Origin of the sequence: Nocardia nova (genome assembly GCF_002933465.1) — a bacterium.
GTDB lineage: Bacteria > Actinomycetota > Actinomycetes > Mycobacteriales > Mycobacteriaceae > Nocardia > Nocardia nova_B.
In genome coordinates this window covers 37591-64426 of sequence record NZ_PSZE01000026.1, presented here as the reverse complement: position 1 = coordinate 64426, position 26836 = coordinate 37591, and the positions used below count along the sequence as shown (strand labels likewise).

At 62.3% G+C, this 26836-nt stretch carries 30 protein-coding genes and 1 riboswitch; of the genes, 13 read left to right on the top strand and 17 right to left on the bottom strand.

The genetic code is table 11. The annotated features are described in order from the left end of the window. Positions 1–21 precede the first annotated feature (21 nt). Positions 22–2211 carry a type IV secretory system conjugative DNA transfer family protein gene (locus tag C5E41_RS25470; protein WP_104378272.1) on the bottom strand — a complete coding sequence of 730 codons (2190 nt, stop codon included), beginning with the start codon at positions 2209–2211 and terminating at the stop codon, positions 22–24. On the opposite strand from C5E41_RS25470, the gene C5E41_RS34115 reads away from it, so the two are divergent. Next, positions 2210–2374, top strand: a complete 165-nt coding sequence (locus C5E41_RS34115; RefSeq protein WP_181063414.1) for a hypothetical protein — start codon at positions 2210–2212, stop codon at positions 2372–2374. The genes C5E41_RS25470 and C5E41_RS34115 overlap by 2 nt on opposite strands. A gap of 225 nt (positions 2375–2599) precedes the next feature. Here C5E41_RS34115 and C5E41_RS25465 read toward each other — a convergent pair whose 3' ends face one another. From C5E41_RS25465 to C5E41_RS25450, 4 genes are all read right to left on the bottom strand, one after another. Then, a complete protein-coding gene (locus C5E41_RS25465) occupies positions 2600–2800 on the bottom strand; it encodes a hypothetical protein (RefSeq protein ID WP_104378271.1) in 201 nt (66 codons plus the stop codon). After that, positions 2800–3087 carry a hypothetical protein gene (locus C5E41_RS25460; RefSeq protein ID WP_104378270.1) on the bottom strand — a complete coding sequence of 96 codons (288 nt, stop codon included), beginning with the start codon at positions 3085–3087 and terminating at the stop codon, positions 2800–2802. The genes C5E41_RS25465 and C5E41_RS25460 overlap by 1 nt, the downstream gene beginning before the upstream one ends. Beyond that, complete coding sequence (locus C5E41_RS25455) at positions 3084–3371, bottom strand: hypothetical protein (protein ID WP_104378269.1); 288 nt, start codon at positions 3369–3371, stop codon at positions 3084–3086. The genes C5E41_RS25460 and C5E41_RS25455 overlap by 4 nt, the downstream gene beginning before the upstream one ends. Positions 3372–3444: 73 nt before the next feature. Continuing rightward, on the bottom strand, positions 3445–3750 hold the full coding sequence (locus C5E41_RS25450; protein ID WP_104378268.1) for a hypothetical protein: 306 nt from the start codon (positions 3748–3750) through the stop codon (positions 3445–3447). Positions 3751–3934: 184 nt separating this feature from the next. Between C5E41_RS25450 and C5E41_RS33455 the strand changes: the two genes are divergently transcribed. Then, entirely contained in the window at positions 3935–5269 is a 1335-nt protein-coding gene (locus C5E41_RS33455; RefSeq protein ID WP_146097682.1) for a hypothetical protein, read from the top strand. Between the two features lie 408 nt (positions 5270–5677). Then, on the top strand, positions 5678–6037 hold the full coding sequence (locus tag C5E41_RS25445) for a hypothetical protein (protein WP_104378267.1): 360 nt from the start codon (positions 5678–5680) through the stop codon (positions 6035–6037). Positions 6038–6432: 395 nt separating this feature from the next. Here C5E41_RS25445 and C5E41_RS25435 read toward each other — a convergent pair whose 3' ends face one another. The 3 genes from C5E41_RS25435 to C5E41_RS25425 all read right to left on the bottom strand — a co-directional run bounded on the left by C5E41_RS25435 (position 6433) and on the right by C5E41_RS25425 (position 7557). Further along, positions 6433–6627 carry a hypothetical protein gene (locus C5E41_RS25435; protein ID WP_104378265.1) on the bottom strand — a complete coding sequence of 65 codons (195 nt, stop codon included), beginning with the start codon at positions 6625–6627 and terminating at the stop codon, positions 6433–6435. Further along, a complete protein-coding gene (locus C5E41_RS25430; RefSeq protein WP_104378264.1) occupies positions 6624–7226 on the bottom strand; it encodes a hypothetical protein in 603 nt (200 codons plus the stop codon). Before C5E41_RS25430 ends, C5E41_RS25435 begins: the two co-directional genes overlap by 4 nt. 61 nt (positions 7227–7287) lie before the next feature. Further along, the gene (locus tag C5E41_RS25425) at positions 7288–7557 is read right to left on the bottom strand and encodes a hypothetical protein (RefSeq protein WP_146097681.1); all 270 of its coding nucleotides are present in this window, start codon (positions 7555–7557) and stop codon (positions 7288–7290) included. Between the two features lie 127 nt (positions 7558–7684). Between C5E41_RS25425 and C5E41_RS25420 the strand changes: the two genes are divergently transcribed. Genes C5E41_RS25420 through C5E41_RS33450 form a run of 3 tightly spaced genes read left to right on the top strand, consistent with a single transcriptional unit; the run spans position 7685 to position 9424 of the window. After that, positions 7685–8152 (top strand): NUDIX hydrolase, encoded by a 468-nt coding sequence (locus tag C5E41_RS25420; RefSeq protein ID WP_104378262.1) that lies wholly within the window; start codon positions 7685–7687, stop codon positions 8150–8152. Positions 8153–8154: 2 nt separating this feature from the next. Beyond that, the gene (locus C5E41_RS25415; protein ID WP_104378261.1) at positions 8155–9081 is read left to right on the top strand and encodes a carbohydrate kinase family protein; all 927 of its coding nucleotides are present in this window, start codon (positions 8155–8157) and stop codon (positions 9079–9081) included. Between the two features lie 58 nt (positions 9082–9139). After that, a complete protein-coding gene (locus tag C5E41_RS33450) occupies positions 9140–9424 on the top strand; it encodes a hypothetical protein (protein WP_146097680.1) in 285 nt (94 codons plus the stop codon). A 16-nt stretch (positions 9425–9440) separates the two neighbouring features. Here the strand turns inward: C5E41_RS33450 and C5E41_RS33445 are convergent, their stop codons facing one another. The 5 genes from C5E41_RS33445 to C5E41_RS25395 all read right to left on the bottom strand — a co-directional run bounded on the left by C5E41_RS33445 (position 9441) and on the right by C5E41_RS25395 (position 12995). Then, complete coding sequence (locus C5E41_RS33445; protein WP_146097679.1) at positions 9441–9701, bottom strand: hypothetical protein; 261 nt, start codon at positions 9699–9701, stop codon at positions 9441–9443. A 104-nt stretch (positions 9702–9805) separates the two neighbouring features. Continuing rightward, the gene (locus C5E41_RS35355; protein WP_258081248.1) at positions 9806–9934 is read right to left on the bottom strand and encodes a hypothetical protein; all 129 of its coding nucleotides are present in this window, start codon (positions 9932–9934) and stop codon (positions 9806–9808) included. A gap of 480 nt (positions 9935–10414) precedes the next feature. Then, positions 10415–11059, bottom strand: coding sequence for a hypothetical protein (locus C5E41_RS25405; RefSeq protein ID WP_181063418.1), 645 nt, complete (start codon positions 11057–11059; stop codon positions 10415–10417). Positions 11060–11073: 14 nt separating this feature from the next. Further along, a complete protein-coding gene (locus tag C5E41_RS25400; RefSeq protein WP_104378258.1) occupies positions 11074–12219 on the bottom strand; it encodes a radical SAM protein in 1146 nt (381 codons plus the stop codon). Beyond that, on the bottom strand, positions 12216–12995 hold the full coding sequence (locus tag C5E41_RS25395; protein WP_258081247.1) for a hypothetical protein: 780 nt from the start codon (positions 12993–12995) through the stop codon (positions 12216–12218). The genes C5E41_RS25400 and C5E41_RS25395 overlap by 4 nt, the downstream gene beginning before the upstream one ends. A 227-nt stretch (positions 12996–13222) precedes the next feature. Here C5E41_RS25395 and C5E41_RS25390 point away from each other — a divergent pair, with 227 nt between their 5' ends. From C5E41_RS25390 to C5E41_RS25375, 4 genes are all read left to right on the top strand, one after another. After that, positions 13223–14530 (top strand): helix-turn-helix domain-containing protein, encoded by a 1308-nt coding sequence (locus C5E41_RS25390; protein ID WP_258081246.1) that lies wholly within the window; start codon positions 13223–13225, stop codon positions 14528–14530. Continuing rightward, complete coding sequence (locus C5E41_RS25385) at positions 14527–15426, top strand: phosphotransferase enzyme family protein (protein WP_104378257.1); 900 nt, start codon at positions 14527–14529, stop codon at positions 15424–15426. The genes C5E41_RS25390 and C5E41_RS25385 overlap by 4 nt, the downstream gene beginning before the upstream one ends. 102 nt (positions 15427–15528) lie before the next feature. Beyond that, complete coding sequence (locus C5E41_RS25380) at positions 15529–16845, top strand: AAA family ATPase (protein WP_104378256.1); 1317 nt, start codon at positions 15529–15531, stop codon at positions 16843–16845. Beyond that, positions 16842–17495 carry an HNH endonuclease gene (locus C5E41_RS25375; protein WP_104378255.1) on the top strand — a complete coding sequence of 218 codons (654 nt, stop codon included), beginning with the start codon at positions 16842–16844 and terminating at the stop codon, positions 17493–17495. The genes C5E41_RS25380 and C5E41_RS25375 overlap by 4 nt, the downstream gene beginning before the upstream one ends. Positions 17496–18057: 562 nt before the next feature. Here C5E41_RS25375 and C5E41_RS25370 read toward each other — a convergent pair. Beyond that, a complete protein-coding gene (locus C5E41_RS25370; protein WP_104378254.1) occupies positions 18058–18429 on the bottom strand; it encodes a helix-turn-helix domain-containing protein in 372 nt (123 codons plus the stop codon). Positions 18430–18526: 97 nt separating this feature from the next. Then, positions 18527–18594: riboswitch (guanidine-III (ykkC-III) riboswitch) on the top strand. A 17-nt stretch (positions 18595–18611) separates the two neighbouring features. Here C5E41_RS25370 and C5E41_RS25365 point away from each other — a divergent pair. Then, positions 18612–18926 (top strand): DMT family transporter, encoded by a 315-nt coding sequence (locus C5E41_RS25365; RefSeq protein ID WP_104378253.1) that lies wholly within the window; start codon positions 18612–18614, stop codon positions 18924–18926. 101 nt (positions 18927–19027) lie between these two features. Here the strand turns inward: C5E41_RS25365 and C5E41_RS25360 are convergent, their stop codons facing one another. Continuing rightward, positions 19028–20575: a DEAD/DEAH box helicase gene (locus tag C5E41_RS25360; protein ID WP_104378252.1), complete on the bottom strand. Its 1548-nt coding sequence runs from the start codon at positions 20573–20575 to the stop codon at positions 19028–19030. A gap of 315 nt (positions 20576–20890) precedes the next feature. Between C5E41_RS25360 and C5E41_RS25355 the strand changes: the two genes are divergently transcribed. Further along, positions 20891–23008 carry a glycosyltransferase family 39 protein gene (locus tag C5E41_RS25355; protein WP_104378303.1) on the top strand — a complete coding sequence of 706 codons (2118 nt, stop codon included), beginning with the start codon at positions 20891–20893 and terminating at the stop codon, positions 23006–23008. 69 nt (positions 23009–23077) lie between these two features. Next, positions 23078–23569 (top strand): NUDIX domain-containing protein, encoded by a 492-nt coding sequence (locus C5E41_RS25350; protein WP_104378302.1) that lies wholly within the window; start codon positions 23078–23080, stop codon positions 23567–23569. Between the two features lie 3 nt (positions 23570–23572). On the opposite strand, the gene C5E41_RS25345 is transcribed toward C5E41_RS25350, so the two are convergent. Together C5E41_RS25345 and C5E41_RS25340 are read right to left on the bottom strand one after the other, a co-directional pair. Continuing rightward, positions 23573–24163: a hypothetical protein gene (locus C5E41_RS25345; RefSeq protein ID WP_104378251.1), complete on the bottom strand. Its 591-nt coding sequence runs from the start codon at positions 24161–24163 to the stop codon at positions 23573–23575. A gap of 99 nt (positions 24164–24262) precedes the next feature. Continuing rightward, positions 24263–26758: a phosphoketolase family protein gene (locus C5E41_RS25340; RefSeq protein WP_439956491.1), complete on the bottom strand. Its 2496-nt coding sequence runs from the start codon at positions 26756–26758 to the stop codon at positions 24263–24265. Between the last annotated feature and the right edge of the window lie 78 nt (positions 26759–26836).

The following is a 26836-nucleotide window of genomic DNA, read 5'->3' as shown; positions in this document are numbered from 1 at the left end:
CTGTCATGTCTTGAGAACCGTTCATGTCTGCCTCCTTCGCCGATGCGTCGCGGCAGGTGCGTCGCTGATGTCGTCGAGCAGTCCCGCGAAGTCGGCCTCGATCTCATCGAGGGGCTGTCCGTATTGCGCTCGACTCAGGCGACGAATTTCCTCCGGATTGCTCACGACTGGAGGTGGCGGCAACGTCACCCCTGATATCCAGGGCTGAACGCTGTTGTCGCGCACCAGGCGGGCGTATATGTGATAGGCGGGCAGTTCGCTGAAATCTTCAGGGCTGAGGACGGATTGCCCGGCCGCTGCGTTCTTGGCGTCGCCTGGTTGTAGTTGAAAGGAAATGCGGTTGCGAGCATTGTTGCGAAATGCCTCCAACATGGTTTTGGGGAGTTGCGCCTCATGCTGGTGTGCCACGTGGAATCCAGCTCGCAGGCTGCGAGCCATCGCCAGCGCGTCGGGGAGGTCCTGCGAAAAGCGTAGAAATTCTTGAGCTTCATCGACATAGACCATGACGGGCGTGCGGCTCGCTTCGGGTGTCCCGGCGCGTTCCAATATGGCGTTCCACAGCTGATAAAGCACTCCTGCGGATAGCAGCTGCGCCGACTCGGGACCAATGACACCTTTCTGAAGTGGCACCAAGAGGACCTTGTTTTCGGTGAGTACCTGTCGCACATCGAACTTCGGGCTGCGCTGCGCTAGCACGCCGCGAAGCTGTTTCGTCAGCAGTGGGCGCAGTTTGTTGGACAGCGGGGCAATGATGCTGGTGGCCGTCTCTGGCGATAGGCTGTCGAATTTTTCCCAGAACCAGGCCGCGTTATATGGATCGTCTTTAATGACGCGCTGGGTGATCGACCGCCGAAAACCTGGATTGGTCAACAGGATCGGCAGCATGATGAGAGAGGTGCTGTCGTGAAAAGCGAGGGCGAGCAATGCGTTTCGCAAGATATCCTCACTGCGGTAGCCGAGGTTATCGCTGTAGATGGACTTGAACATGCCGAACAGCGAGTCGGCTACGACGTACGGCGTCCGGTTGCCTCGGTAGCGTCCGCCAAGCGGATTGAGGCCCACCGGCGCGCTGTCCATCGGATCGAGCAGCACCACATCATGTTTGCGGTGCTCGGGGATGCGTTCCAGCAGATCGACAATCAGATCCTTTGGCTCGATCACCACCACGGAGCGATTGGCTTCGAGGTCTTGCACGATCAGGTTGAGCAGCAGCGCCGATTTGCCGACGCCGGACGGGCCGGTGATCCAGGTGTGCCGAAGGGCGTCAACGACGTCGTACCCGATCGTCCCGGCCGCGCCGGGTGCGTTGGCCAGAGCGACGGTCCGCGTGCCAGTTTGGACGGCAGCGGTGGGCCGGACCGGCTTCGGGTGTATCGGCGGTTGTCCGGGGAACTGGTCGCTGTCGTGGTCACTGATCGGCCAGGCGACAAGCGAACTCACTTCGGGCACGCTCAGGTGCTGCGATGGCATGAACAGCGACCAGCGGGGTTGCGGCGTATTCACGTGTGCCGCTTTGTCATCAGCGAGGCGCAAGCGGACTCCGGCCGCTTCTACCGTGCTGATCGCCGCGGCCAATCCGAGCAGTAACGTCCGGCGCCGCTCGGCCGTCACTGCGTGTACGCCGAGCCGTAGGACAACCTCGAACCCGTGTTGACCGAGCTTGCGGGTCAAGGCCTGCCGCACGTCGGCGCGACGGTCGGGCAAAATCCCTTGGAGCAGTTTGCTCGTAACCGTCTGATCGTCGCGGGCTCGAATCGGCGGCGGCAAGGCCGGCTCGTGTCGAGGTCCGAGAACAGCTTGGATGACCAATCGTTCGTTTCGCCCGACTGCGGTTAGCGCACTCAGGATGGAGCGGTGAGAGGCCACCGCGTCGACCGGCTCCAACGGCCGGTTGGTGGTACTGGCACGCAAGCGGCGAGCCGTGCTGACGGTCGCCCGGTCGGTGTGCTCGAACTGGGTGACGATGCTGCCGCGCACGAGCTGTTCGACAGTGCGCCGAATCGCCTCTGCGTGACGGAGGCGGCTGCCGATCAGATATTCGACTCCGGTCACATCAGCACGAGCTTCGAGGATCAGGAGCGGCGCGTGTTTCTGCGCGGCCCATGTCGTCAGGAGCGACAGCGCCGCCGCTTCTTTGAGCGGGTGCGGCCAGTGCACCTGTTGCCACACCAACGTGTCGGGGCCGAGTGAGGAGGGATGCTCAATCGTCATGGTCGAGTTCCTCCTCTTCGCTCCCGGCCGCGAGGGCCTGCGCTTCGGCCTCGGCCATCGCCGCGGCAATGACAGCCCGACCGAGCTTGCGCAGATCCGGCACGCCGCGCCGTTCGCTGTGAACTGTGATGCGACGATTCGGCCGACTACGCCGACCGCTTAGTCGTGGGTTGGTACGTCCTGTTTTTGACATGCGTCGATCCCTCCTTGAATATCCGTTAGTTGATTGGCCCACTCAGACTGCCACTGCGGTCCGGGGCTCCTTGCTATTGCATCCGTGCAATAGCTCTGCACTCACTATGTATTGCACGAGTGAAATAGACAATTGAGGTTGGCATTTCTACAACACCCGATACGGCTGCGCGCCCTTGCGACGAAAACGCTTGCCTTACCACTTTTGTCGAGTTGTACGGAAGACAACAATCCCCAGCCACACCAGTCCGGCCAGGCCCGCGACGGCCAGAATGACAATGAGGATGGGCAGCAGTACTTTTAAGACCTGGACGGCCAAGTAGAGGAGGATGACTCCCAAGAAGACGCGGAGACAGCGGCTGAAAAAGCCGTCTATCATGCCGCTCGGTTCTTTCACTAGCTTCTCCTGTTCACTTCGTCTCGGATACGTTGTTGGGCTTGCCAATACGCAGCATGGAGGCGACTCACGCTCTCGGCCGCGTCGTCGTCAATACGCTGCAAGGCAGCGCCGGTGGCCTGGCGCAGTTTCTTGGCCTCACGGCGCTGCTGCCGATGCTTGTCACTCCTCAATAGGAGTTCGAGGAACACGATCGACAGCAGAAAGCCAAGAGCGACCAGAACGAACACTCCGGTGATCGCGCCGGTAACGGCCCAAAAGCCCTGGGCGAGAATGGCGGTCGTCACTGCGCCAACCCCTTCACCCACGCCAAGGTGGCCTGTGCGACCTCTTGGGCGAAGGTCATGACGCGGTGTGCACTCACCGGAGCCATGTCCTGATGGACGTCGACCATCATCCTGATGTCGGCCAGTGCGCTCGACATGGAGACGACGACACCGGTCGCCAGGTGTTCGGCGACGATGGGGTGATCGCCGGGCGGCGTCACCTTCAGCAGATCGGCCAGTTCGCGGGCCATCTGGTCGAAGTCTTCAGGCTCGCTGGCGTTCTCGGGAAGATCGGAAATACTCATGGTGCATCCTTTCGTGGATTGGGTTGAGGGAAGAGGGTGAGCGACCTGCGTAGATCGCTCACCCAGCGATGCGTCAGTGGCGGAAACGGGCGACCTCGCTGCCGACGTAGGTGGCGTACTGGTCGACGATGTGCCCGAGGCGGGCAGCCGCCGCTGGATCGCCGTCAGCCTGAAAAGCCGCCTCGCGGCTGAGCATGGCTGTGGTCTGGAGGCCGACAGCCGCGACCATGCCGGCGGCTTGCACGCGGGTGGCTGTCACCAACCCGCGGGCGAGCTCCTTGTTCTGAAGGCGTTGCAGCTCCTTGCCCTCGGAGCGGCTGAAGCCGTCCGGAATGGTTGACTCCAGCTGAGCACTGGGGCGGGGGATGAGGTTGGACATGCTTTGCTCCCTACTGAGTGGTGATGTTCAACGACATCCAGGCTGCGCCAAAAAAGCGGGCTGAACTGAGCGGATATTCGGCCCAAAGTGGGCGGAAGTGAGCAGAAGTGGGCGCGCTGTCATGTTGCTCGGCTCCACCAGGGTTCGCCCCGTGACGTCACGCTGGATGGGGCATGATCGGTGGATGACCGACAGCGCGCTGCTGCCCTCTACCGACGAGGTCTACGGGGACTTGGTTGTTGTCCGAAAGAAGGGTGTTAACCAACTTGGCCGAGTCAACGTACCGGCGCTTCAGAAGTGCGCTGAGCTCGTTCAGTCTTTAGCGACACCAAAAGACATTGAAACCCTTCTCAACATCAGCGTCGATCGCATGGCGATTGAGGATGAACGGGCTGCTATAAAATGCCTACTGGGTCTCGCGTCCGACCTACGCCGCACATCACTTACGGTCCGCCGCGACCAAGCCGCAAGAGCAGTCCATCTGTCATCCGAGGGTTTCCGGCGGCACATGGAAGCGACCCTTATTCGTAAATTCGCCATCGCGGTTTTGGATGAGTGCAAAGAGCGAATCACCAAGGAGGAAGAGCGGCGGGCGGAGGAGCCAGAACCAGAGCCGGAGGAAACAGCCAACGCCGAGGAAGAGGCACAAACCCCAGAGGAAAAGCGTTGGCGGCGGTTCTACCAACGCATGGAGGAAAGAGCGAAGAAGCTCAATGATTCAGAGACACTAAAGGCGGTAGGCATGGGAGGCGGGGCGATCTTAGCCGTTATCGCCCTAATAGGGTGGCTTAGCCAGTGTCAGAGCCCGCACGACACAGCGCAGCAAAGTCCACCCGCAGTATCCCCGCAGCCCTATCCAGGGGGACCGCCGCCGCCCTCGAATCCGTCAGCCACGAATGAGATATATATCGCAGGCAATAGATTCGTAAACCAAGGGTTCGAAGACGCAGATGAAGCCTACTGCGGCAAATCACCGGCCTCGAATCGCGCCGATGCATATCTTTGTGCGATTCCACCACAACTAGGACCGACCCGCGCCAAGCTCGACCCATGCTTCGGTGTCGATGACAAGTCCGTCGTATGCGGCAATCTCAGCGAACCGCAGAAGTTCTGGCGATTTCACGCCCGCGGCGTCCAGGCGGCTGACTCAAACCCTGTACCTCCTGGCACGCATACCTGGCCATTTCAGGTTGTTCTAGACGACGGCACCGTATGCCGTTCATTTACCGGCGTAATGGTCCGGGAGGGTGACAGCTATCTTATGGATCTTCGAAACCAGCCTTCGCTTGAACACCAGCCCGGCTATTTCTGCGGTAATCAGTTTGGCTCAACATTGGCAACCGGGTGGCGAGTCGGCAGTGATGGCCTTCTTGATGCCGTGCGCTGGCTTGAACCGCCTGATACAAAGAAGTCTCAGCTCAGTAGCTTAACTGTTGAAGGCGGTTCTTGGTACGCCATGTACTCACCCCAGGAGGGCACACCGTACAAGCGTACCCACATTGCTATGGCTGCCTTCTAAGGGCATTCTTGCGCCGAGGTCGGTCAATAAGAAACCACCTAATCCCGAGTTGGACGAGTCCTACCAAGCCGATGAGAGGGAAGATAAACAGAAGAACTACATAGATTATTAGTTCAGTCTTCATGGTACGCATCTTACGATGCCATGTTGTTTCATCGGCATAATCTTGAGATTTGAGAGCTGATTCATTTTTCGTCATAATTGCTTGTAATTATACTTAAATATAATCTATCTGCAAACACTCGCTAAGGTCACCCCTTCCTCTAATTGACTATTAATACAAAATATGATACAATAATGTTGCCGTATTCAATACGCCACAAGTCTTAATGGCGCGGTGTCTGCGGTCGTCGGCATTCTCGTCGCGACCCCTGGTTTTATCCAGGAGCTTTCGCTTCGGAGGTTCTAATGACGGCGATACTCCGTTCCTTCAATCAGTGGCACGATGGCTGGCGCTACAGTTGGTACGGCGTGTTTGTGCACGCCGTCTACGAGCCCGCGCTCATCGTCTTCGGGCTCGTCAATCTGTACTACCAGTGGGACTGCATGTCGACGTGGAATCGAGCATTTTTCATCGTCTGTGCAGCTGGCGTTCTCGCCTGCTTCGTCAAGACGGTCAACTGCTTCCGATACCGGCTGGACGAATACGCCGAGCGGTGTGATCTGGCCCAAGACTACTGGGACACAATGATCCAGTTGCAGGACGAGTTGGCAGAACTGCGGGGCGAGGAGCCCAGCACAGTCGACACGAACACTGACGCCACATGAAGGGACAGGGCCGCATTGTCAAAAGGCAATGCGGCCCTCTTCATTTATTGAATTTCCGTTACGAGAAGTCTTCTTTCATCCACGGAGGTCGCCGAATTGGCGTGCTGCGTCGGGCAGGCAGGAGGTCCTGTATCCGCGGCAGTACCTCCGTATCGTCCTCGTCACTCCACCAGCGGCGAGCCTGGGGCGGGGCCGGCGATGGGCTGCTCTCGTCGTTGATCTCGCCGTCATCGTCCGCCAGCTCCTCGTCCCACTCATCTTCTGTCGGCATCATGCCTGCGCGGTGCCGCCCTGGGGTATCAGCCGAACGCCAATGTGCCCCAAGGCGAAAGCTCAGCACCGCAGTGAAGAACAGGGAACTTGGCCACAGAATCCAGACGAGCGAAGCTGTCACCTCAGTCGACCTCGATTAGCAGCAGGTAGGCCGCCTCCAGATGCACCACGCACTCGTCGGGGTGGTGGTGCCGGTGGATGAATCGCAGTTCCTCGGCACGCTTCGGCGTCAGCTCCATCAGGTGCGCACAACACAGCACTTCGGCCAGCACGCTATCGGCGTAAACGAATGTCCGATCCGGCACTGACCTGCTCATGCCGGATTCCTCCCGGTAGTGCTGCTCTCAGGCCACACCCGCCGTGGCGGAAACTCGGTTCCGTCCCCCTCCGGTCCCTGTTCCGGCGGCAGTCGCAGCCGTCCAGCCTGCACCGCTACCACCAATTCGTTGAACGACTCGATACACCAGTTGAGTTCAGCCGCGTCACGCTCGCGGTGCGCGGGATCGTTCTGCCGGAGCGCATAGAGCAGGTATTTCCAGACCAACCACGCGACCCATTGGCCATAGGTTGAGGGTGCCAGCGGCGTATCTGCTTGGTGTGCAACCTCTTTGATGTGTCCGCCCGCTTCGCGGTCGATGAACCAAATAGACAGATTGATTTGTTCGTTCAGCTTCTCCAGCTCGCCCGGATCGCGTGGCCGCTGTTCATGGATATGACGCCAGAGGCCGACGAGTTGCACGGTCACGCGCTCAATGACCGTGGTTGGCTCTGCTACCCCGGCGCACACCCGCAGAAATGGCCCGGCGTCCGGTAGCGGCTGCTCGGGCGTCGCCTCGACCGGCGGCACCGTGAAGGCCACCGGCCGGGTGGGGTCGAAGCCGTAATAGACGGTGTGCTGAGGACGATCTTCGGGCATGGGCTGTGTTCCCTCCAGCGGATGATTCGTTAAAGTTTCTGGGCTGCAACAGCTTTGGCGCTCATTTCCAGAGTTCGGCACACGGCAACAGCGGGAGATCGGCGCGCACGTCGTCGTCCACCGTGACGATCAGTTCCAGCGCGGCCAGCAGGCCATTCGCCAGCTCCTCGGCAACCTGGCGGGCTTGTTCGGCTGAGGCTTGGTAATCCAGCTTCAGCGCGCCGGACTCGATGTGGATGTGTCGCACACGGCGCATGTCCACCATCTCCGTTTCGTTAATCGGCCAAAATGCCTGGTAACGAGGGTGAATGGCCGACGCGCCCGCATCCATACGCGAACCCATTGGTCGGTATACGTCGGGCGTATATGGCGGTGCGCGGGAGGGGAATAAGCTCAGCCTGCTCGCGTCTTGTCGCAAAACTGCAGGTCAACTACTATAAAAGAAGGAACTTCACTTCATGACTGAGACGATTGCTCCGCAGACCGCCAGCTCAAAGCCCCAGCGCCACAAGGTGACAGGGGATGCACATCTCGTATTGCGCCGAGGCAATGAGGTGCTGTTCGGTCAACGCCAGAACACCGGCTTCGAGGATGGAGCCTGGCACCTGCCGAGCGGCCACCTCGAAGCCGACGAATCGGTGATCGACGCCCTGATTCGCGAGGCCGAAGAGGAGATCGGCGTCACCATCGCGCCGGGTGATGTGCACTTCAGCCACATCATGCACAACTCGTCGTCCGGCGGTCGGATGGCCTTCTTCTTCACTGTGCGTACGTGGCAGGGAGAGCCGACGAATCGAGAGCCCGAGAAGTGCAGCGCGCTCGAATGGTTCGCGGCCGACACCTTGCCGGACCACATGATCGACTACTGCCGAGTGGCGATGGAGCACATCGCCCACGGTCGTTCGTTCTCCGTCTACGGCTGGTAGCAATGAGCAGCCCGGCCGGGCCGGTGGTGTGCGTCAGCTACTTGGCGCTGGCGGAACTGTGGACGGTGCCGCAGTTCCCGCTTGCCAACCACGGGACGGCAATCCGAAGCATCGAATGGTCGGTAGCGGCCGATGGACCGATGACAGCGGCGGCACTTGCCTCTATGGGAGCGCCAGCTCTGCTGATCGCCAACGATATTGGCGATGACGAACACGGCCACTACGTTCGGGGGTGGCTCGATGAGCGTCACGTCGAACATGCGGTTGCCGCGCGGCCGGAGCTTGTCACGCCGCGGATCGTCGTGACTGGCGACGACCAGCACACGCGCACTTGGTTCGCGTACGTGCCGGATGTGGTGGCCAGTTTGCAGCGTGCCGACCTCTCATCCCTGGCCAGGGCCTCGTTCATCTATCTGGACTGCTACGAGCTGATCGAGGTCGCAGCGCTCCGCGTGATCGAGGCCGGCCGGGCCGCCGAGGTGCCCTTGCTGCTCAATCTCGGAGGTTCCGAACTCTCGCCTGAACTGGTGGCCGCGGTACGCGGGTACTCCGGCCTCCTGGTGCAAACCAACGTCGATGACGCTGCACATAATGACGCCGCAGCTCTGGCCCGATCTGTTCTGCATCAGACGCAAGCAGCCTGGGCGATCGTGACCGCTGGCGCCTACGGTGCAGTAGCGCTCAGCTGTTCGGAACTGGTTGAGGTGTCAGCGTTCCCGGTGGAGGTTCGCCATACTCACTGTGCCGGTGCCGCCTTTTCGGCTGGTCTCGTCTACGGCCTGCGGGCAGGGTGGCCGATGCAGCGGAGCATGTGGCTCGGCTCGGCGAGCGGTGCGCTGAGATGCGCACGACTTCAGAAGGCCCCGCTGCCAACGCTGGCTGAACTTCTGGCGATGCTTCCGACAGTAGAGCGCCCGGCTGCAAGCTGACCCGCAGCGGGGCAAGGAAGTGTCATCGTAAGAAACCCACGTCGTCATGGAGGTCACTATGTGTGAGCAGGTATATCGGGAGCGGGCGCATCTGGTAGCCCATCTTGCCGCCGTCTACCCGAGCGTGCGAGTGACCGATCCTGAAGAACCCGATGCTCCAACTGTCGTCACCGTATGGCTGCCGACAGGTCCGGCAGGCTGGCACATTCGACCTAATGATCTGCCTCTGTTCGATCACGTGCCGCTGGGCGATAATCACTACGATGGTTACAACACCGAGGAAAAATATCGTCGCCTCGATGAGGCGACGAAGCGACTGGTGGAAACTGAAAAAGGTCGGTAACTCCTAGAGTCGACCTCTATGCGTTGATCTCCTGATCTAAGTTCTTTTTGAACTCGTCTCTCCACTCGACGTCGCCTTTACCCTGGGCAACTGCGGTTAACTCACCTATATATTCACTCAAATTCACCGCTACACCGTTATCTTCTCCAACCCATGAAACCAACAATGACACGAGTCCGCGTAGGCGATCCAATTGCACAGGATCATCTTTTGCAGCCTCCGTTAGGATAAGGATGTCTTTTGCGAATTTGATTTGGTCTTCTCGTGATATTTCCATAATAATATTCAGTCCATACCCATAAGGTAGTGATTGAGCAGTTTTGCACCATGCTCAGGGTGAAGAGGTTTTATATCACTCTCAGGATGGGAGAAGGTGAGGGATTACCGCCCGCGACCGTTGTACTGGCCGCGATTGGTGCCGTTGTTGTTGGGACCGCTCCCCGAGCCGTAGTGGTCGTGGTTGGGGTGATCGAGAAAGTTCACCTCACTGCGATCGCCGTCACCCAACATGGTTTCACCCTCCCTTTGCCCCGAGCCGAATGAGACCGTGAGCGGATTTCCATCCGCATCACCGCCGCCCATCGGCTCGCTCCAGTTGCTGGGGCGCTTCTTGGGTTGCCGCTGCCGACTCTTCTTGGGCTGCGACTGCCGCCTCTGGTGCGGCGGCTGCCAACCTCGTTTGCACGAGGAGCACGGACAACCGGGTTCGTACGAATGGCCTGCCATTTCCATATCCTCTCAAGGGGATGTGCGAGGTCGTTCTCGCGCGGGAATTGCGCCTATTCGGAATCTACTACTATCAGTAGTAGATTCTTACCATAACATCTAAATAGTGACCTGACAATACAAATAGCCCGAAATGGCTGACATTTCAATTACCATTTAATGGTGATTTAATAAATGGAGCATCAAACGGCCTGCTAGTACTGCAATATCGCCAAAAAGGCCACTATCCGCCAGTCGGTAGGATAGTGGCCTTTTGTCAGCAGTTCACGCTACGCCCCACTCCTCCAGCCACCCCGTCACCTCCGCGAACCGCGCCCGGCTCATCTGCTTCTTTTTGGCATCCGCTTTGGATTCATCCTTCGCCCCGAACTGCCACCACGCCTCGTTCGTGTGCCGATCCATGACCAGGAACTTGTCTTTCACCGCTGGCCCGCGGACGACGAGGCTCGCGGTGAACGGCTCGGCGACGACGGCGTGCACCATCGAGTGATGCAGGGCGTACGTGGCGCCCACCGGCTCCTCACGAACGTGCAGCACGGGCAACTTGTCCGGCTCCACTTGTTCGTCCAGTTCGGCGTTGCCGAACAGGTAATGCCGGTAGTGCCCCCGCAGAATCTTGCTGGCGTAGCTCCAACGGTGGTTATGTGGCCGGTCGAAGTACCCCGGCAGGAACACGTGAAGCCGCACCCGCACGCCCGGATCGTCCTCGCTGGCCAGCACGATTTTGTCCAGGACGTCGTAGTGCTCGCACAGCTTCAGCAGCTCCGGCCGATTCACGAGGTCGGCCAGCCGGCCCCGAACGATGCTCGGATTCGCCACCAGTTCATCGAGGGCAGCCCGACACATCACCTCAACTTCATCGATGTCGTGCCAATCGATCCAGCACAGCTCTTCGACCACTCGGTCCATGTCATCCATCGGTGTCACTCCTCAGGCTTCGCGCTGGATTTCCAGAGGCGGCAGACCGGCACGATGTCGTCGTAGGCCGCACAGGAGGATTGGCCCATCACGACCTCTTCGGCCGGGCAGCCACCCAGACAGGCTCCCGCCTTGCAACCACCACAAGCACTTTCAACGAGCGGCTGCGTGAACAGATCGAACTCGTTGACGCCGTGGTTGAGCTGGACGTGGCCGTCGACCATCTGCGCGAAGTACAAGTCGGTGTCGAACAAGTACGAGCAGACGTAACACCGACCGTCCGGGAAAATGGAGATCCGGTCCAGCGTGCGGCCGATACATCCCTGGTAGCCCTCGGCGGCGTAGCGCTCCATGTCGCTGACACGGGCGTACGTCGGCTGATACCACACCCGCGTCTTGTACTGCGGCGCAACTTCGCTCAGCCGATCGCAGAAGCCCACCCATTCCGGCGGCGTCATGGCCATGTCAGCGTTGCCGTGGCCAGTGCCGATGGTCGAGAAGACGTGAAACTTCACCAGGTTGACGCCCAACACGTCCGCAATGTCGAGGAGCTGCAAGACATCTCGCTCGTTGGCCTTGTTGACGGTGCAGATGATCCGAACATCGAAGCCGCGTTCGGCCAGCTCGCGCGTGGTTTCCATCGCCTCGTCAAACGTGCCAGACCCGCGCACGGCATCGTGCGTCTCCCGGCTGCCGCCATCGAGACTGACTTGGACGTAGGCGAAGTCATCCGGCGCGAGCTGACGGAATCGGCGAAGCGCGGGCTTCTGCGCGTTCGTCGTGGTGATGACGTGCTCGTAGCCGAGTTGCCGACTGAGCCGGATCACCTCGCAGTAATGCGGGTGCAGCGTCGGTTCGCCACCGAGGATGGTCAATTTGCTCCCACCCAGCCGGCGCCAGGTGGTGAGCGTGTCGACGATCTTCGGGAGTGGCATTTTCAACGCCCGCTCCAGACGTTCGCCCATGTAGCAGTGCTCACAGCGCAGTTGACAGGCCTCGGTGATGTAGAGGTAGACGTTGCGGAACCGCCCGTACGCCACACGGTCGATCTTCTGCGGCTCGGGGACGTTTCCGCCCCTGGGCATCCGGGCGTGGCCGTAGCCGTTGCCGCTCAGCTTCAGCGACGGCATGGGCAGGTTGGTACTCGTCATGACACTGGACTCCGTGAAATAAGTAGCGGTGCAAGCAGATTGGCTGCGCCGTCGATGGTGTTGGTGGTATCGAGCTGCGTGACCGCCAGGCCGGAGGCGGCAAAACCCTCCCGGATACCTTCGGCCGCTTGGTGGTAACGCTGGAGCCGGGCTTTGAACAGCCGCGGTGAATCGCCGCGCCTCGGATGGAGCAGGCCGCCGCATCGGCTACATGCCCAATCGTCGTCCTGCGCAGGTACAGCAGGCAGCCGAGGATCGTGAATCGGGTCGTGTTCGCACCGGTGACAGACCTTGCGGTTACGGGCGCGCTGCTTCAATGTTCGTGCGTCCGTGACGATCTCGACCGGTTCGATATGGACTCGTGGCAGAAGCGGCCAGACCGTTGCAAGCAGTTGGCTTACCTGAGAGCCGGAACCGGGAAAGTTGTCCAGGAGTACCGTGTGCACCGTGGAATCGGCCTGGACGTTCGCGAAGTAGGCACGGAGCGCATCGGCCACGGTGAACTCGTCAATCCAGCCCAAGCGAGCGCTATCCGTAGCAGTGGCGGCAAGTACCTCTTTCGGAACGTGTTCGCGCAGACGGAAAATGGTCCGGCCTGGCGACAGACCGAGCTGGAGCGTGAGCGTTGTTTTTCCTGCGGCCGGTGGGCCGAATATGGGCACTACCAGGCTCAATGGCATGGCCAACCCCTTTCGATAGGACCGGGTGTGTCCGGTCCCCAGGGTCGGTTTCGGGCCGACATGCCACCACGACCACGGCGAATGCGCGGTATACATGAAATGTATATCCATCCGGAAAATCCGGTGGTAGCGTCGTTCGACCAGGGCAAACGGGGTGGTAAGGGTGCCCCAACGACCAAAACCGGAGCGGCCCCATGACGCGCGTACCCGACCAGCAGCGCTACTGCGCCCGCTGCGGGAGCAGGCTCAACAGCTATAACGGCGAATCACTATGCGGCCCTTGTACTCTCGGTGCTCGCCGCGAACTGCATCAGCCTCCGGCCGTGCCACTCGCGTTCTGGCAGACCGACCAGATGCGCGATGCGCTCGCTACGTGGCACATGGGTCGCGTGATCTACGCCTACCGATTCCACCCGTACCATCGGCAGCCTCTGCCGCAAGATCGGGTTGCGGAGTGGCTTGGCGTGACACAGGCGCAGCTCAGTCGATTGGAGAACGGGCCAGCTCCAGAAAATTTGTCCAAGCTGCGGCGCTGGGCTGAAACTCTGAACGTCCCTCCGGAACTGCTGTGGTTCAAGCTGCCAGGGGCTGTGATCGCTACGCTCGAAGACGTGAAGCGCCAGGATTTTCTACGTGCCGCCCTCGGCGTCACAGTGACGGGGGCTGCCGCACCGCTGCTTGAGTTGCTGAACACGCTGGAGCCAACCCCGGTGCCGTCCCTGGTCGGCCCGACCGAGATCGAACAGATACGGCGAACTGCGCGCGAGTTCAGCACCTGGGACCACACCTACGGAGGTGGGCTCGTTCGAGAAGCGGTCGGTGCGCAGCTCCGCTACGCCGTGACCCTCCTGAACGCCAACTGTTCGGAGAAGCATCGAACCGACCTCCAAAGCGCTGTCGGGTTCCTCGGTCATACCGCGGCGTTCATGGCCTTCGACGCCTACGCCCACGCCGACGCTCGAAGCATGTTCCGGCTGGCTTGGACATGCGCCGAGGAGGCCGGCGACTGGCACCTACGTGGCAAGGTGCTCTCGTCAATGGCTCGCCAGGCGATCTGGTGCGGCAGTGCGGACGACGGACTGACCTACATCGAACTCGCGATGGTGCGCTCTGACCGACTGACAGCGACCGAACGCGCCATGCTGCATTCGGCAAGGGCACGGGCACTCGCCAAACTGCATCGGGTAGAAGAAGCAGCTCAAGCGGTTGGGCAGGCCGACGAGGAGTTTGCCCATTCCGCACCGCAGAACGATCCACCTTGGATGAGTTACTACGACGCAGCGCAGCACTCTGGCGATACCGGCCACGCACTGTTCGACCTGGCGCTTCAGGGCCACTTCGTCAGCGAGGCGCGCTCGCGACTTCAGACGGCGGTAGAGGGCCACACCGAAGCGTACGTTCGGTCCAAGGCGATTTCGGGGATCAAATTGGCGTCGCTCACGATGGCGATCGGTGATCCGGACGAGGCCACAGCCTTCGGGAACGCTGCGCTCCTCGATGCCGGACACATTCGGTCACGACGGGCAGCCGACGATCTGCGCGAGCTGGCCGGATTGTCCGAACAGCACAGCAAGACAACCGAAGTCGAAGAACTTCGAACCCAGATCAGCGCCACTGTGGCGGGTGTATGACCGCCGAGTCAACCGCAAACGATTCGCTCCGCATCCTTCGTGCCGCCTGCGCGAAGGTCGGTCACGACGCAGATGGCGCAGAGTTGATTCATCGGAGCGAGAACGCCATCTACCGGCTGCCGGGTAGCGTGGTGGCACGCATCAGCCGACCAGGCCAGTATGCCGCCGCTCAGCGTGAGGTCAACGTCGCGCGGTGGCTGGAGACCTCCGGCATATCCGCCATACGGGCCGTTCCGAACGTGGAACAGCCCGTTGAGGTCGACAACCGGTCGGTGACGTTCTGGCGAGAGCTGCCACCTCATCACCACGGCACACCTGCTCAGGTTGCCGCTGCACTCAAGCAGCTTCACGCGCTGGCACCGCCGGCGGATTTCATGCTTGGCGAGGTCGCGCCTTTCGTTCGCCTCGAAGACAGGATCAAGGCGGCAACCGTTCTTTCAGACGACGACCGACAATGGATGTTCGAGCACTTGGCGGAACTGCAACGGCGGTGGGGCGAACTGCCAGAAGGGTTGCCGTGGTGCGTGATCCACGGTGACGCCTGGGTGGGCAACGTCGTAGCTGCTGACGACGACCGCGTGATCCTTCTCGACTTGGAGCGGACCTCCATCGGGCCGCCTGAGTGGGATCTGGTGCACACGGCGATCAAGTGGACGTCCTTCGACTGGATCAGCGCGAAACAGTACGGCGAGTTCTGCGATGTCTACGGGTATGACGTCACGACGTGGGAGGGCTTCGAGCTGCTGCGGGACATCCGGGAGTTCCGGATGACGACGATGGCAGTGCAGACAGCCTCGACCAACCCTGATTGGCGAGACCAAGCCGATCACCGGCTCAGGTCCATTCGAGGCGGGATGGACGAGCGACCGTGGAAAGGATGGGCCGCGCTCAGCTAAGCGCACTGGACCTCGCCCGAGGTACCTCCCAATAACGACGCGCAACGGTATTCTCAATGCCTTCAAATTCTGTTATTTTTATCATATGCAGGGGAGTAAAGTGTGACAAATTCCGAAAATGAAACACCAAGCCCGCCACCGGGCTTCAAAGCGTTAACGCTGCATAACTGGCGTCAGTTTGAGAAAGTAGAGATCGACTTTCACCCTCATCTGACAATCCTTACAGGAGCCAATGCAACAGGCAAGAGTACAATTCTAGGCCTTCTTGGTCGTCATTTCAATTGGCAGCAGTCATATTCCGCATCCCCTGTTCGACGTCAGGGAAAAGACGATGTGGAATGGAAGACTTTCTGGAAGCAGAGGGCTGACGAACAAGACGATGCCCCAATGATAAATGAGCCAATGGTCGAGATCGGTAGCTTAACCTATGGTATCGGGGAGCCTGCGCCGATTAGTGTACCCACTCGCCCAGCGAATGACTCTCAGCGATCCAACTACGATCTACATATGCCGCACATGCAAGAGGTAAAGGGCGCATTCCTTACCTCTCACCGCTCCATGACTAATAGTTACACTCAGGTCGACACAATTCCCACCTTATTCGGTGACGCTAACCAGATTTTTGAGCAGTTCACAAATGAATTGCGCATACGGTGGGCAGGGAGCTGGAGCGGTAAGAGCCCACAACGTGCGCTAAAAGAATCGCTCATCGCAGCAGCAACGTTTGGTGGACGAGGAAATGATTCCGTTGACTTCAACCCCGAAGCCGCTGCGGTGTGGACTGGGTTTCAAGAAGTCTTGAAGAAAGTAATGCCCCGCTCCGCCGGATACACCGGCATGAGGGTCCGGGTGCCTGACGTAATAGTGCAAATGCGCTCGGGTGATTTTATTCTCGATGATGTTTCAGGCGGTTTGTCTGCAATAATCGAAGTATCGTGGCAGATCTTTCTGAAGTCTAGGACGGAGCCTTCGTTCACCGTCCTACTCGACGAGCCAGAGAATCACCTCCATCCTAGTTTGCAGCGGGAGATACTGCCGAGCCTGCTTAGGGCCTTCCCGTCGGTGCAATTCATTGTCGCTACCCATAGTCCATTCGTTGTGACCGCAACCCCCGACTCGGCAGTCTACGCATTGGACTATAATGAGTCCGAACGTGTCGAATCGAGGCTGCTCGATTATGCCAATAAGGCAGCAAACGCGGATGCGACATTGCGACGAGTACTCGGCGTGGAAAGTACTATGCCGAGATGGGCCGAGGAAGCATTCGATGAAATCGTAAATCGGTATGCATCTGCCCCCCTGGACGCTGAACGGTTGAGAGCGCTTCGGAGCGAACTTAAAGAACGTGGCCTGGATATGGAGTTTCCTGATGCTGTTATCGCCTTGACCGACCGGGACCAGCCAGGGACGTCAGTATGAAGCAGTTGACCAAAGGCGAGAAGCCAGCAATCCTCAAGGAAAAAGAAGATGAGTGGACGGCCGCCTACGTTGCTGCGGTCGCGGCCGGGAAAGAACGGAAGCCCGAACGCTGGCGAGATCCTCAAATTAAGACTGCTCTCAGTGAAGAGACTTCGGGAAAATGCGCCTATTGCGAGGCTCTTATGGCGGATATCTCGTACCCACACGTAGAGCATCTGATTCCGAAGAAGCTAAGGCCTGAGCTGGCCCATCAGTGGACTAATCTCACATGGGCGTGCCAAGTCTGCAATACGGAGAAGGGTGATTTCTACGATGAAACCGAAGGGCTAATCAATCCATACGAGGACACGATAGCCACCCATCTGCACTTCTCCGGCCCATATCTAAGCCCCCATCTCGGAGCTCAGCGGGGAGAGACAACCGTTAAGCAGCTGAAGCTCAACAGAATAGATCTGGTACATGCGCGAGCAGAGCGACTGACTAAGGTATGGGAAATGCTGGATCGCTGGCATTCTGCGACGGGCCCTCGCCGCGAGATTTTGGCCGACACCATCCGCTTAGATGCTGTGGACGGAGAGTTTACCGCGATGGTCCAAGCATACCTTCGGAGCCATGGTTTCCCCGTTGATATCGAAACGGAGGTATCGTAATAGCTGGTACTTATTCGGCGATTTGCTCGTCTCATCGACCGTACTTGAAGAGCTGAAACCCTGGTTCTTGAAAATGTGCGACAGTGCACAAATGACACCTGAGGACTTGTCAAAAATGTAATGCATTTTTGCGTAAAAGCATTGCTTTTCTGTATTACATTTGTAATACTAGGGGTATAACAAGACGCTAGGTGCAGGATGCGACAGCCTCAATCGCCAGCGGTAAAGCTTGTTTTCCCGTTTTATACGCCAAACGAATCCGGCCAACAGGCCGGGTTTTGTTTTAAACTAGTACTTACTCAGTAACACAAGAAATCCCCGTTGGAAACGGGGCTCTTGGGTGAGATTAACGTATAGTTGGTCGACCTATGTTCCCATTTTGTACGCCAAGTACTTTTTGGATTAAACTACCTTGCAGTCAATCTCTGACTCAATTGTATCGCATATCGACCGGCGCTTGCAATAGTAGAATATGCCTACTTGTGGCGAGAATGACGGGCTAAATATATCAGGTTGAGATCATGAAGGCGAAGGATTCTCTGGACAATCGGTGCGCGAAACCCTAAAGGTTGAGGTCGTTTATCGGGATATTCCGCCTCAAGACTTCGCGAACACTGCTTTTCGCCTTTCCAAGGCGTCGGCCGATCTCAGCGTACGAGTGACCCTGGTTGTATAGCTCCACAGCCTGCGCCACCTGCTGATCGTTCAAACCGCGCTGCCTCGTCTTCATTCCGGCCTCCCGGAGCAGCTTCAGGACACTGGTTTTGGACAGGCCGTAGCGCTTGCATAGCTTCGGTGTCGACATGCCCGCCTCGTAGTCGGCCACCAGTTCGGCCACCACAGCAGGCGACAACCGCCAGTCCAGCCGCCGAGCTCGAACCGGCGCGGCGTCCTCCGGCTGACGTGGCGGAACTGTGTCGACTTGCTCGATCACTCGCCGGAGTTGGTCAGATGGCCACGGGTTCGAATACCGTCCCAGTATCTCGACCACGGACGACCGGGAATTTCGCTCGGTCGTGTGCGCTGAAATCGGGAGGTCGCGTTCTGCGGCCGACCGGACGATCGCAACCGTACCCGGGCCCCGACAAGACGGTATTTCCGAAAGGAATGCCGACTATGGCGTGGATCGTATTGGTGCTGTCCGGAGTCTTCGAGGCCGTCTGGGCCACCGCCCTGGGGAAATCACACGGCTTCACCCACATCGTGCCGTCGCTCGTCTTCGCGGCCGCGTTGGTGGCCTCGATGTCGGGTCTCGCGTATGCGATGCGCACCGTGCCCGTGGGCACCGCCTACGCGGTGTGGGTAGGCATCGGGGCCGCGCTCACCGTGCTGTACGCGATGGTCACCGGGACCGAACAGGCGTCGCTGGTGAAGATCGTGCTGCTGCTGTTGATCGTTGCGGGAGTGGTGGGCTTGAAGCTGACCGGATAGCCGGTCGAGGATCACCGAACACGCCGGCGGCATCCCGGCAGCGACGTTCACCCAGATGGGGTGAGCGCTCGCTGCCGGGACCGCCGATCGGTGGACGTTCCCTATCGGTTGCCGCGCACCGGCCGCGGCGATTCCGCCGAACGAGCATGCGCCTGAGCGCGTTTCGTTCCACCGGACGAGCCGCGCTCGGTCCGGCCGGTGGCCGCCGCCGCGCGCTCGCGCGCGGGCTTGCCACCCGTGCGGGCAGGCACATCGGCGGTGCCGCGGGGTCCGCGACCCGTGCGCGCGCGTGCGCGGCCGTTGTCCGCCGCGGCCGGGCGTTCGTCGGCGGTGGTGCGCCGGTTTCGCGCCGCCGGGCCACGGCTACGCCGCGGCTTGCGAGACGGGCTGTCGGCACCCGATGCGGGACGGCGCGAATCCTGTTCGGCGCGTCCGGGTTTCGAGGCGCTGGGAGCCACCGGCGCGGCGACCGGGCCGACCAGGGCGGTGACCTCGGCGGAGTCCGGACGCACCTGTTGCGGGCGGACGTCGAGTCCGGCCTTGCGCAGCAGTACCGCGACGTCCTTGCGCTGTTCCGGCAGCATGATCGTCACCACGTCGCCGGTGCTGCCGGCGCGGGCGGTGCGCCCGGAGCGGTGCAGATAGGCCTTGTGTTCGGCGGGCGGATCGACATGCACGACGAGTTCGACGTCGTCGACGTGGACGCCGCGGGCGGCGATATCGGTCGCGACCAGGACGCGGGTGGTGCCGTCGGCGAAGGCCGCCAGATTGCGGTCGCGCGCGACCTGCGACAGATTGCCGTGCAGATCGGCGGCCGGAATTCCGGCGGTGGTGAGCTGCTTGGCCAGTCGTCGCGCGTGATGTTTGGTGCGCATGAACAGGATTCGCCGTCCGGTTCCGGAGGCGAGGGTGTGGACCAGCGCGCGCTTGGCCTCGCTGTCGCCGATCTCGAAAACGTGATGGGTCATCGCGGGCACCGGCGAGTGGGCCTCGTCGACCGTGTGCGACAACGGGTTTCGCAGGAAGCGCTGCACCAGCTTGTTCACCCCGTTGTCCAGAGTGGCGGAGAACAGCATCCGCTGACCGTCGGCCGGGGTCGCGGCGAGGATTCGGGTGACACCAGGCAGGAAGCCGAGATCGGCCATGTGGTCGGCCTCGTCCAGCACGGTGATCCGCACCTCGTCCAAAGTGACCAGACCCTGCTTGACCAGATCCTCCAGGCGGCCCGGGCAGGCGACGACGATATCGGCGCCGGAACGCAGTTCGCGGACCTGCCGGGCCTGCGGCACGCCACCGAACACCGTCACCACCCGCAACTGGCACGCATCGGTCAGCGGCTCGAGAGTCGCCGCGATCTGAGTGGCGAGCTCGCGGGTGGGTGCCAGCACCAGACCCCTGGGGCGGCCAGGGAGGCGCCGGTGACCGAGCCGGTGCAGCCGGTCGACCATGGGGATCGAGAAGGCGAGGGTCTTACCGCTGCCGGTACGCCCGCGGGCGAGTACATCGCGGCCGGCCAGCGTGTCCGGAAGCGTCGCGGCCTGGATCGGCAGCGGTGCGCTGAAACCCTGCGCGGCCAGCGCGCGCAACAGCGGCGCGCCGACGCCGAGAGTGTCGAAGGTGGCGGCAGGGCTCGGTGAACGAGTCGTCATGAGTAGTCGTGGTGCCTTTCGAGCAGCAGAGGTGATCCGCAGCGGCGCTGGGTTTCGTGGCCCGCACGAAGGCTGACCGCTGGGTGGCCGACGCGAAGAGTAGACATCCACGACGGAGGGAGTGCGAGTAACCGATACTCCCCGGCAAGCCTATCCCGTCGTGGCCGTTTCCCGGGCATCGCGCGAGGGTGACGGTTCTCTCCTCACCGGGCGGTGTGGACGACCGGGTGGCGGGGGACATCGCTGGGCGGGTTCACAGGTTTCTCCCAGCCGCGTCCCAGCGCAGCGGGGGCACGGCCGACCATCATGGCGGCCATGACCGAAACTGCTATCGCGCCTGGCCGCCCCGCCGACGGCGTGACGACGCCCGGTCGGGGCGGCACCCGGACGACGCCCGGTCGGGGCGGCACCCGGAGCCTGCCGTGGGAGTACCTGGGACTCGCCGCGCTGCTGGGCGGCACCGCAATCGCCTATCTGTGGAATCTGAGCGCGAACGGCTGGGCCAATTCCTTCTATGCGGCCGCGGTGCAGTCCGGGGCGAAATCGTGGAAGGCGTTCTTCTTCGGCTCCTCCGACTGGGGCAATTCGATCACCGTCGACAAGACGCCGGCGTCGCTGTGGCCGATGGAGATCTCGGCCCGCATCTTCGGGATGAACAGCTGGAGCATGCTGATCCCGCAGGTGGTGATCGCGGTCGCCGCGGTCGCACTGCTCCGGTCGACGCTACGCCGGACCTTCGGCCCCGGCGCCGGGCTGCTGGGCGGGCTTGCGCTGGCGGTGACGCCGGTGGCCACGCTGATGTTCCGCTACAACAACCCGGACGCGCTGCTGGTTCTGTTGATGATCGCCGCCGTATGGGCGATGACGCGTGCCCTGGAGGATGGCCGGTGGCGCTGGCTGCTGCTGTGCGGCGGCTTTGTCGGACTCGGGTTCCTGGCCAAGCAGTTGCAGGTGCTGCTGGTCGTGCCCGCCCTGGCGCTGACCTATCTGTTCGCCGGGCCGCCCCAGCTGGGTAAGCGCCTGCTGCAGCTGGTGGCCGCCGGAGCCGCGCTGGTCGCCGGTGCTGGATGGTGGGTGGTGATCGCGCAGTTGTGGCCGGCCGATTCACGGCCGTATTTCGGCGGTTCGAAACACAATTCGATCATCGAGCTGACCCTCGGCTACAACGGGCTGCAGCGGCTCGGGGTGGATTCCGGCAGTGGGTTCGGCGCGCCGCCCGGACCCGGCGGCCGCGGCCGCGGACCGTCGTTCGGTTCGGAGGCCGGGATCACGCGACTGTTCAGCGAGACGGTCGGCGGTCAGATCGCCTGGTTGATTCCGGCGGCGCTGATCCTGTGCGTCGCGGCTGTCGTGCTGCGCGGCAAGGCGTCCCGCACCGATACCCGGCGCGCCGCACTGCTGCTGTGGGGCGGCTGGGCGCTGGTCACCGCCCTGGTGTTCAGCTTCATGAAGGGAATCTTCCACCAGTACTACACCGTCGCCCTGGCACCCGGTGTCGCCGGCGCGGCCGCGATCGGGGCGGTGGTGCTGTGGCGGCAGCGCGAACGGCTCGGTGTCCGCGTGGTGCTGGCCGCGGCCACCGCGCTGACTACGGTCACCGCGGTGATATTGCTCGATCGCACTCCGGATTTCGTGCCGTGGTTGCGGTGGATCGTCGGCGTCGTGGGCGCGGTCGCGACCGTGGCGCTGGTGATACCGCAACCGCGCCGGACCGCCGCCTGGACGGCCGTTCTCGCGGTGCTCGTCGCGATCGCCGCACCGGTGGCCTATTCGATCCAGACCATCGTCTCCGCCCACAACGGTGGCATCGTCCTCGCCGGACCGAAGACCAGCGGTGGATTCGGATTCGGTTTCGGACCGGGCGGCCCCGCGGGCGCGTGCGGTCCCGCTGGGCCGAACGGATGTGCCCCGGTGGGGCCCGACGGCGGGCCGGCCGACGACGGTTCGGATTCGGCCGGCGCCAACCGATCTCCCGCACAACCGGGCCGGACATCGCGGCCGGACGTCTCGGCGGCCGCCGGACCCGACGCCACGGAACGAGGTGGTGCCGACCGCCCGGCCGGTCCCGGCATGGGTGCGCGGACGAATCAGCAGCTGATCGATCTGCTGAAGAACAACGGCGCCGGTTACACGTGGGTGGCCGCGGCCATCAGCTCGATGGGTGCCGCGGACCTGCAGCTCGATTCGGGCTACGCGGTCATGCCGATCGGTGGATTCGGTGGCGGCGATCCGTCCCCGACCCTCGATCGGTTCCGAGCCGATGTCGCACAGGGACGGATCCACTACTTCATCGGTTCCGAGCGGCGCGGCCCCGGATCGGGTGCAACCTCGGAGGCTAGCCGGATAGCCCAGTGGGTGGCGAGTACATACGAGGCCACCGATGTCGGCGGCACCAAGGTGTACGACCTGACGGCGCCGACGGCGACCCGGTAATCCGGGCGGCACAGGGTGGCGGTGGCGGCCCGGTGCCGCCGCCCCGGTCCGGTGCGGCAGACTGCGACCATGACCGGAGCCACGGCGTCGAAATACAGTGCGGGAGTTCTGCTGTTCCGGCAGGCCCCGCGGCTGCAGGTCCTGCTCGGACACATGGGTGGTCCGTACTGGGCGCGCAAGGATGCCGGCGCCTGGTCGGTGCCGAAGGGGGAGTACGAACCGGATTCCGAGGATGCCCGGACCGCCGCGGCGCGTGAGTTCATCGAGGAACTGGGCCTGCCCGTGCCGGACGGTGAGTGGATCGCGCTGGGGCACGCGCAGTACGGCAGTGGTCGCTCCCGTAAGCAGGTCACCGTATGGGCCGTGGCCGGCGACCTGGATCCGGAGCAGGTGGTCCCCGGCACCTTCGAGATGCAGTGGCCGCCGAGATCCGGGCGGATGCAGACGTTCCCGGAGATCGATCGGGTCGAGTGGCTCGAACCGGAACTCGCCCGCGCGAAGATCGTCGTCGGTCAGCGTCCGTTTCTGGACCGGCTCACCGAGGTACTCGCCGCCACCTGAGGCTCAGCGGTAGGCGTCTGCGAACCGCTCGCCGCCGGCTTCGATGAGCCGCACGCCCTGGAGTTCGTGGACGGTCAGCCGATGCGCGGGGCGCGCCGCGTCCCAGGCCGGGATGAGATTGCGGCGGCGGGCGGCGTAGGCGGTCATGAGATCGCGTGCCAGCAGGGCCGGCGATACTCGGTCGACCGCGGCCCGCCGCAGAATCACCACCAACAGATGTTGCGGAATCTCCTCGGCGTCGCCGAGCGGCCGGAAAGTCCTCGCCCGCACCGGAACCGAAAGTGGCGCAGCCGTTTCCGTCTCCACGAATTCGCTGATCGCCTCCGGCAAATCGGCCGCGGCCACCGGCGTCGGCACCAGTCGCGGCAACACCGCGGTGGTCGCGGACAAAACCCGGGCCGCGGCACTCGAACCGGGCATCGGATATACGGTCCGCAACTGTTCGTGCCGTGCGATCAGATCGGCGAAGGCGTCACGCAATCCGACGGCGTAGAGATATCCCGTGAAATGCAAGGTGAACGATGCCGTGCCCGCGGGCGTCGGATCGACAGGCGGCACGGCGGGGACCACCGCGGGGGTAGAGCGCAGTTCCATGCGGTATTTCCGTTCCTCGTTCGCACCCCCGTCCCGGCGGGCACACGCGGAGCCTAACTCCGAACGGCCGCCCGCGCTGTTCGACAGGTGCGACGAGGATTATCGGCCGTACGGCCAGCGCCAGTCGGCCACCTCCGGAATATCGGCGCCGTGCTCGCGAGTCCAGATACGCGCGGCCAAACGGGCGTCGGCCATTTCCTGGCGGAGGCCGGCCGCCTGGGTGCCCAGCCCCGGAACCCGGTCGATCACGTCCATCACCAGGTGATAGCGGTCGAGATCGTTGAGCATCACCATGTCGAACGGAGTCGTGGTGGTGCCCTTCTCCTTGTATCCGCGCACGTGCAATTCGGAATGATTGGTGCGCCGATAGGTGAGCCGATGGATCAGCCAGGGATAGCCGTGGAAGGCGAAGATGATCGGCCGATCCCGGGTGAACAGGGTGTCGAATTCGCGATCGGGCAGGCCGTGCGGATGTTCGTCCGCCGGCAGCAGCCGCATCAGATCGACCACGTTCACCACGCGAATGCGCAACTGCGGCAGCCGCTCGCGCAGAATGGCGGCGGCCGCCAGCGTCTCCAAAGTTGGTACGTCACCGGCACACGCCAGCACCACATCGGGTGTCGTGCCCGCCTCGTCGTTGTGGCCGGCCCATTCCCAGATTCCGGCGCCGCGGGCACAATGCAGCCTCGCCTCTTCGACCGTCAGCCAATCCGCCTGCGGCTGTTTGCCGGCCACCACCACGTTCACGTAATGGCGGGAACGCAGGCAATGGTCGTAGGTCGACAGCAGCGTGTTGGCGTCGGGCGGCAGATAGACGCGAACGATCGACGGCTGCTTGTTCATCACCACATCGAGAAAGCCGGGGTCCTGATGGGTGAATCCGTTGTGATCCTGCCGCCACACATGGGAGGTCAGCAGATAATTGAGGCTCGGAATGGGCCGGCGCCAGGGCACCGCGCCACTGGCGTCCAGCCATTTTGCGTGCTGGTTGAACATCGCGTCGACGATGTGGATGAACGCCTCGTAACAGGTGAAGACGCCGTGCCGTCCGGTGAGCAGATATCCCTCCAGCAGCCCCTGGCACATATGTTCCGAGAGCACCTCGATCACGCGGCCGCGGCGGTCCAATTTCACGTCGAATTCACCGATTTCGGCCTGCCAATTGCGGCCGGTGACGGTGAGCACGTCCTGGAGCCGGTTACTGGCCAATTCGTCGGGGGCGAAGATCAGAAAATTGTCGCGATTGGCGTCGGTGACATCGCGTAGCCACGTGCCCAGCACCTGGGTGGCCTCGTGCGCGGTGGCGCCCGGTGCGGGGAGCTCGACGCCGTAGCGGCGCCAGTCGGGTAGTCGTAGATCTTGCATCGTGGCGCCGCCGTTGGCCACCGGATTGGCGCTCATCCGCCGCGGCCCCGGGGGAACCTGGCGCAGCAGCCGCGGATATGGCCGGCCGTCCTCGTCGAAGAGCTCCGCGGGACGATACGACCGCAGCCACTGCTCGAGCACCCGGCGGTGATCGTCGTTGGAACGCGCGGCCGGCAGCGGAACCTGGTGAGCCCGGAAGGTGCCTTCGACGCGGTCGCCGTCGACCACCGGCGGGCACGTCCAGCCCTTCGGCGTGCGCAGCACGATCATCGGCCAGCGGGAACGCGTGCCGTCGGCGCTCTCGCGCGCGGCGCGCTGGAATTCGGCGATGCGGTCCAGGCTGCGATCCAGCGCCGCGGCCATCGCCTGGTGAACGGCCGCGGGGTCGTGCCCGGCGACGATGATCGGGTCGTAGCCGTAACCGTGCAGCAGCGACAGCAGTTCGGCTTCCGGAATGCGGGCCAGCAGGGTGGGATTCGCGATCTTGTATTCGTTGAGCGCCAGAATCGGCAGTACCGCCCCGTCGCGCGCCGGATTGAGGAATTTGTTCGCGTGCCAGCTGGTCGCCAGAGGTCCGGTTTCGGCCTCGCCGTCGCCGATCACGCAGAACACGGTCAGGTCGGGATGGTCGAGCGCGGCGCCGTAGGCGTGCAACAGGGAATAGCCGAGTTCGCCGCCCTCGTGGAAGGAGCCCGGCGTCTCGGGCGCGCAATGGCTGGGCACGCCGCCGGGAAAGGAGAACTGCGCGAACAGCGCGCCCATTCCTGTCGCGTCGCGCGAAATATTGCTGTACAGCTCGGAATACGTGCCTTCCAGCCAGGCACACGCGTTGGGCCCGGGGCCGCCGTGGCCGGGTCCGGCGACGAAGACCGCGTCCAGATCCCGTGCCCGGATCGCCCGATTGGCATGTGTCCACACCAGATTCAGTCCCGGCACGGTTCCGAAGTGCCCGAGCAGCCGCGGTTTGATGTGTTCGGGCGTCAGCGGGGTGCGCAGCAGGGGATTGTCCGTCAGATAGATCTGGCCCACCGCGAGATAGTTCGCGGCGCGCCACCAAGCGTCCAGATCGGCGAGCTCGTCCGGGGCGAGCGGGCCGGGAACCTCGGCCAGCCGATACGGCTCGGGCGCGATCGTGGCACCGCCGCTGCCGCCGACATTGTCGGCCGCGGTATCCGTTTCGGTCGGGGCGGTGGCCGGGACCTGTCCTTCCGAGCCAGCCAAGTCGGTCACGGTCGTGCTCCTCACAGTGGGATGTTCGGGTTACCGCTTCGGATGGAGACTCGACGCCAGGCTACCGGGCCGAGACCG

Excerpts from the sequence above, each read along its gene's own strand:
- C5E41_RS34115 (WP_181063414.1), top strand. The coding sequence starts at position 2,210 with ATGGTCGAGTTCCTCCTCTTCGCTCCCGGCCGCGAGGGCCTGCGCTTC.
- C5E41_RS25470 (WP_104378272.1), bottom strand. The coding sequence starts at position 2,211 with ATGACGATTGAGCATCCCTCCTCACTCGGCCCCGACACGTTGGTGTGG.
- C5E41_RS25455 (WP_104378269.1), bottom strand. The coding sequence starts at position 3,371 with ATGAGTATTTCCGATCTTCCCGAGAACGCCAGCGAGCCTGAAGACTTC.
- C5E41_RS25450 (WP_104378268.1), bottom strand. The coding sequence starts at position 3,750 with ATGTCCAACCTCATCCCCCGCCCCAGTGCTCAGCTGGAGTCAACCATT.
- C5E41_RS33455 (WP_146097682.1), top strand. The coding sequence starts at position 3,935 with ATGACCGACAGCGCGCTGCTGCCCTCTACCGACGAGGTCTACGGGGAC.
- C5E41_RS25445 (WP_104378267.1), top strand. The coding sequence starts at position 5,678 with ATGACGGCGATACTCCGTTCCTTCAATCAGTGGCACGATGGCTGGCGC.
- C5E41_RS25435 (WP_104378265.1), bottom strand. The coding sequence starts at position 6,627 with ATGAGCAGGTCAGTGCCGGATCGGACATTCGTTTACGCCGATAGCGTG.
- C5E41_RS25430 (WP_104378264.1), bottom strand. The coding sequence starts at position 7,226 with ATGCCCGAAGATCGTCCTCAGCACACCGTCTATTACGGCTTCGACCCC.
- C5E41_RS25425 (WP_146097681.1), bottom strand. The coding sequence starts at position 7,557 with ATGGATGCGGGCGCGTCGGCCATTCACCCTCGTTACCAGGCATTTTGG.
- C5E41_RS25420 (WP_104378262.1), top strand. The coding sequence starts at position 7,685 with ATGACTGAGACGATTGCTCCGCAGACCGCCAGCTCAAAGCCCCAGCGC.
- C5E41_RS25415 (WP_104378261.1), top strand. The coding sequence starts at position 8,155 with ATGAGCAGCCCGGCCGGGCCGGTGGTGTGCGTCAGCTACTTGGCGCTG.
- C5E41_RS33450 (WP_146097680.1), top strand. The coding sequence starts at position 9,140 with ATGTGTGAGCAGGTATATCGGGAGCGGGCGCATCTGGTAGCCCATCTT.
- C5E41_RS33445 (WP_146097679.1), bottom strand. The coding sequence starts at position 9,701 with ATGGAAATATCACGAGAAGACCAAATCAAATTCGCAAAAGACATCCTT.
- C5E41_RS35355 (WP_258081248.1), bottom strand. The coding sequence starts at position 9,934 with ATGTTGGGTGACGGCGATCGCAGTGAGGTGAACTTTCTCGATCACCCC.
- C5E41_RS25405 (WP_181063418.1), bottom strand. The coding sequence starts at position 11,059 with ATGGACCGAGTGGTCGAAGAGCTGTGCTGGATCGATTGGCACGACATC.
- C5E41_RS25400 (WP_104378258.1), bottom strand. The coding sequence starts at position 12,219 with ATGACGAGTACCAACCTGCCCATGCCGTCGCTGAAGCTGAGCGGCAAC.
- C5E41_RS25395 (WP_258081247.1), bottom strand. The coding sequence starts at position 12,995 with ATGTATACCGCGCATTCGCCGTGGTCGTGGTGGCATGTCGGCCCGAAA.
- C5E41_RS25385 (WP_104378257.1), top strand. The coding sequence starts at position 14,527 with ATGACCGCCGAGTCAACCGCAAACGATTCGCTCCGCATCCTTCGTGCC.
- C5E41_RS25375 (WP_104378255.1), top strand. The coding sequence starts at position 16,842 with ATGAAGCAGTTGACCAAAGGCGAGAAGCCAGCAATCCTCAAGGAAAAA.
- C5E41_RS25365 (WP_104378253.1), top strand. The coding sequence starts at position 18,612 with ATGGCGTGGATCGTATTGGTGCTGTCCGGAGTCTTCGAGGCCGTCTGG.
- C5E41_RS25360 (WP_104378252.1), bottom strand. The coding sequence starts at position 20,575 with ATGACGACTCGTTCACCGAGCCCTGCCGCCACCTTCGACACTCTCGGC.
- C5E41_RS25355 (WP_104378303.1), top strand. The coding sequence starts at position 20,891 with ATGACCGAAACTGCTATCGCGCCTGGCCGCCCCGCCGACGGCGTGACG.
- C5E41_RS25350 (WP_104378302.1), top strand. The coding sequence starts at position 23,078 with ATGACCGGAGCCACGGCGTCGAAATACAGTGCGGGAGTTCTGCTGTTC.
- C5E41_RS25345 (WP_104378251.1), bottom strand. The coding sequence starts at position 24,163 with ATGGAACTGCGCTCTACCCCCGCGGTGGTCCCCGCCGTGCCGCCTGTC.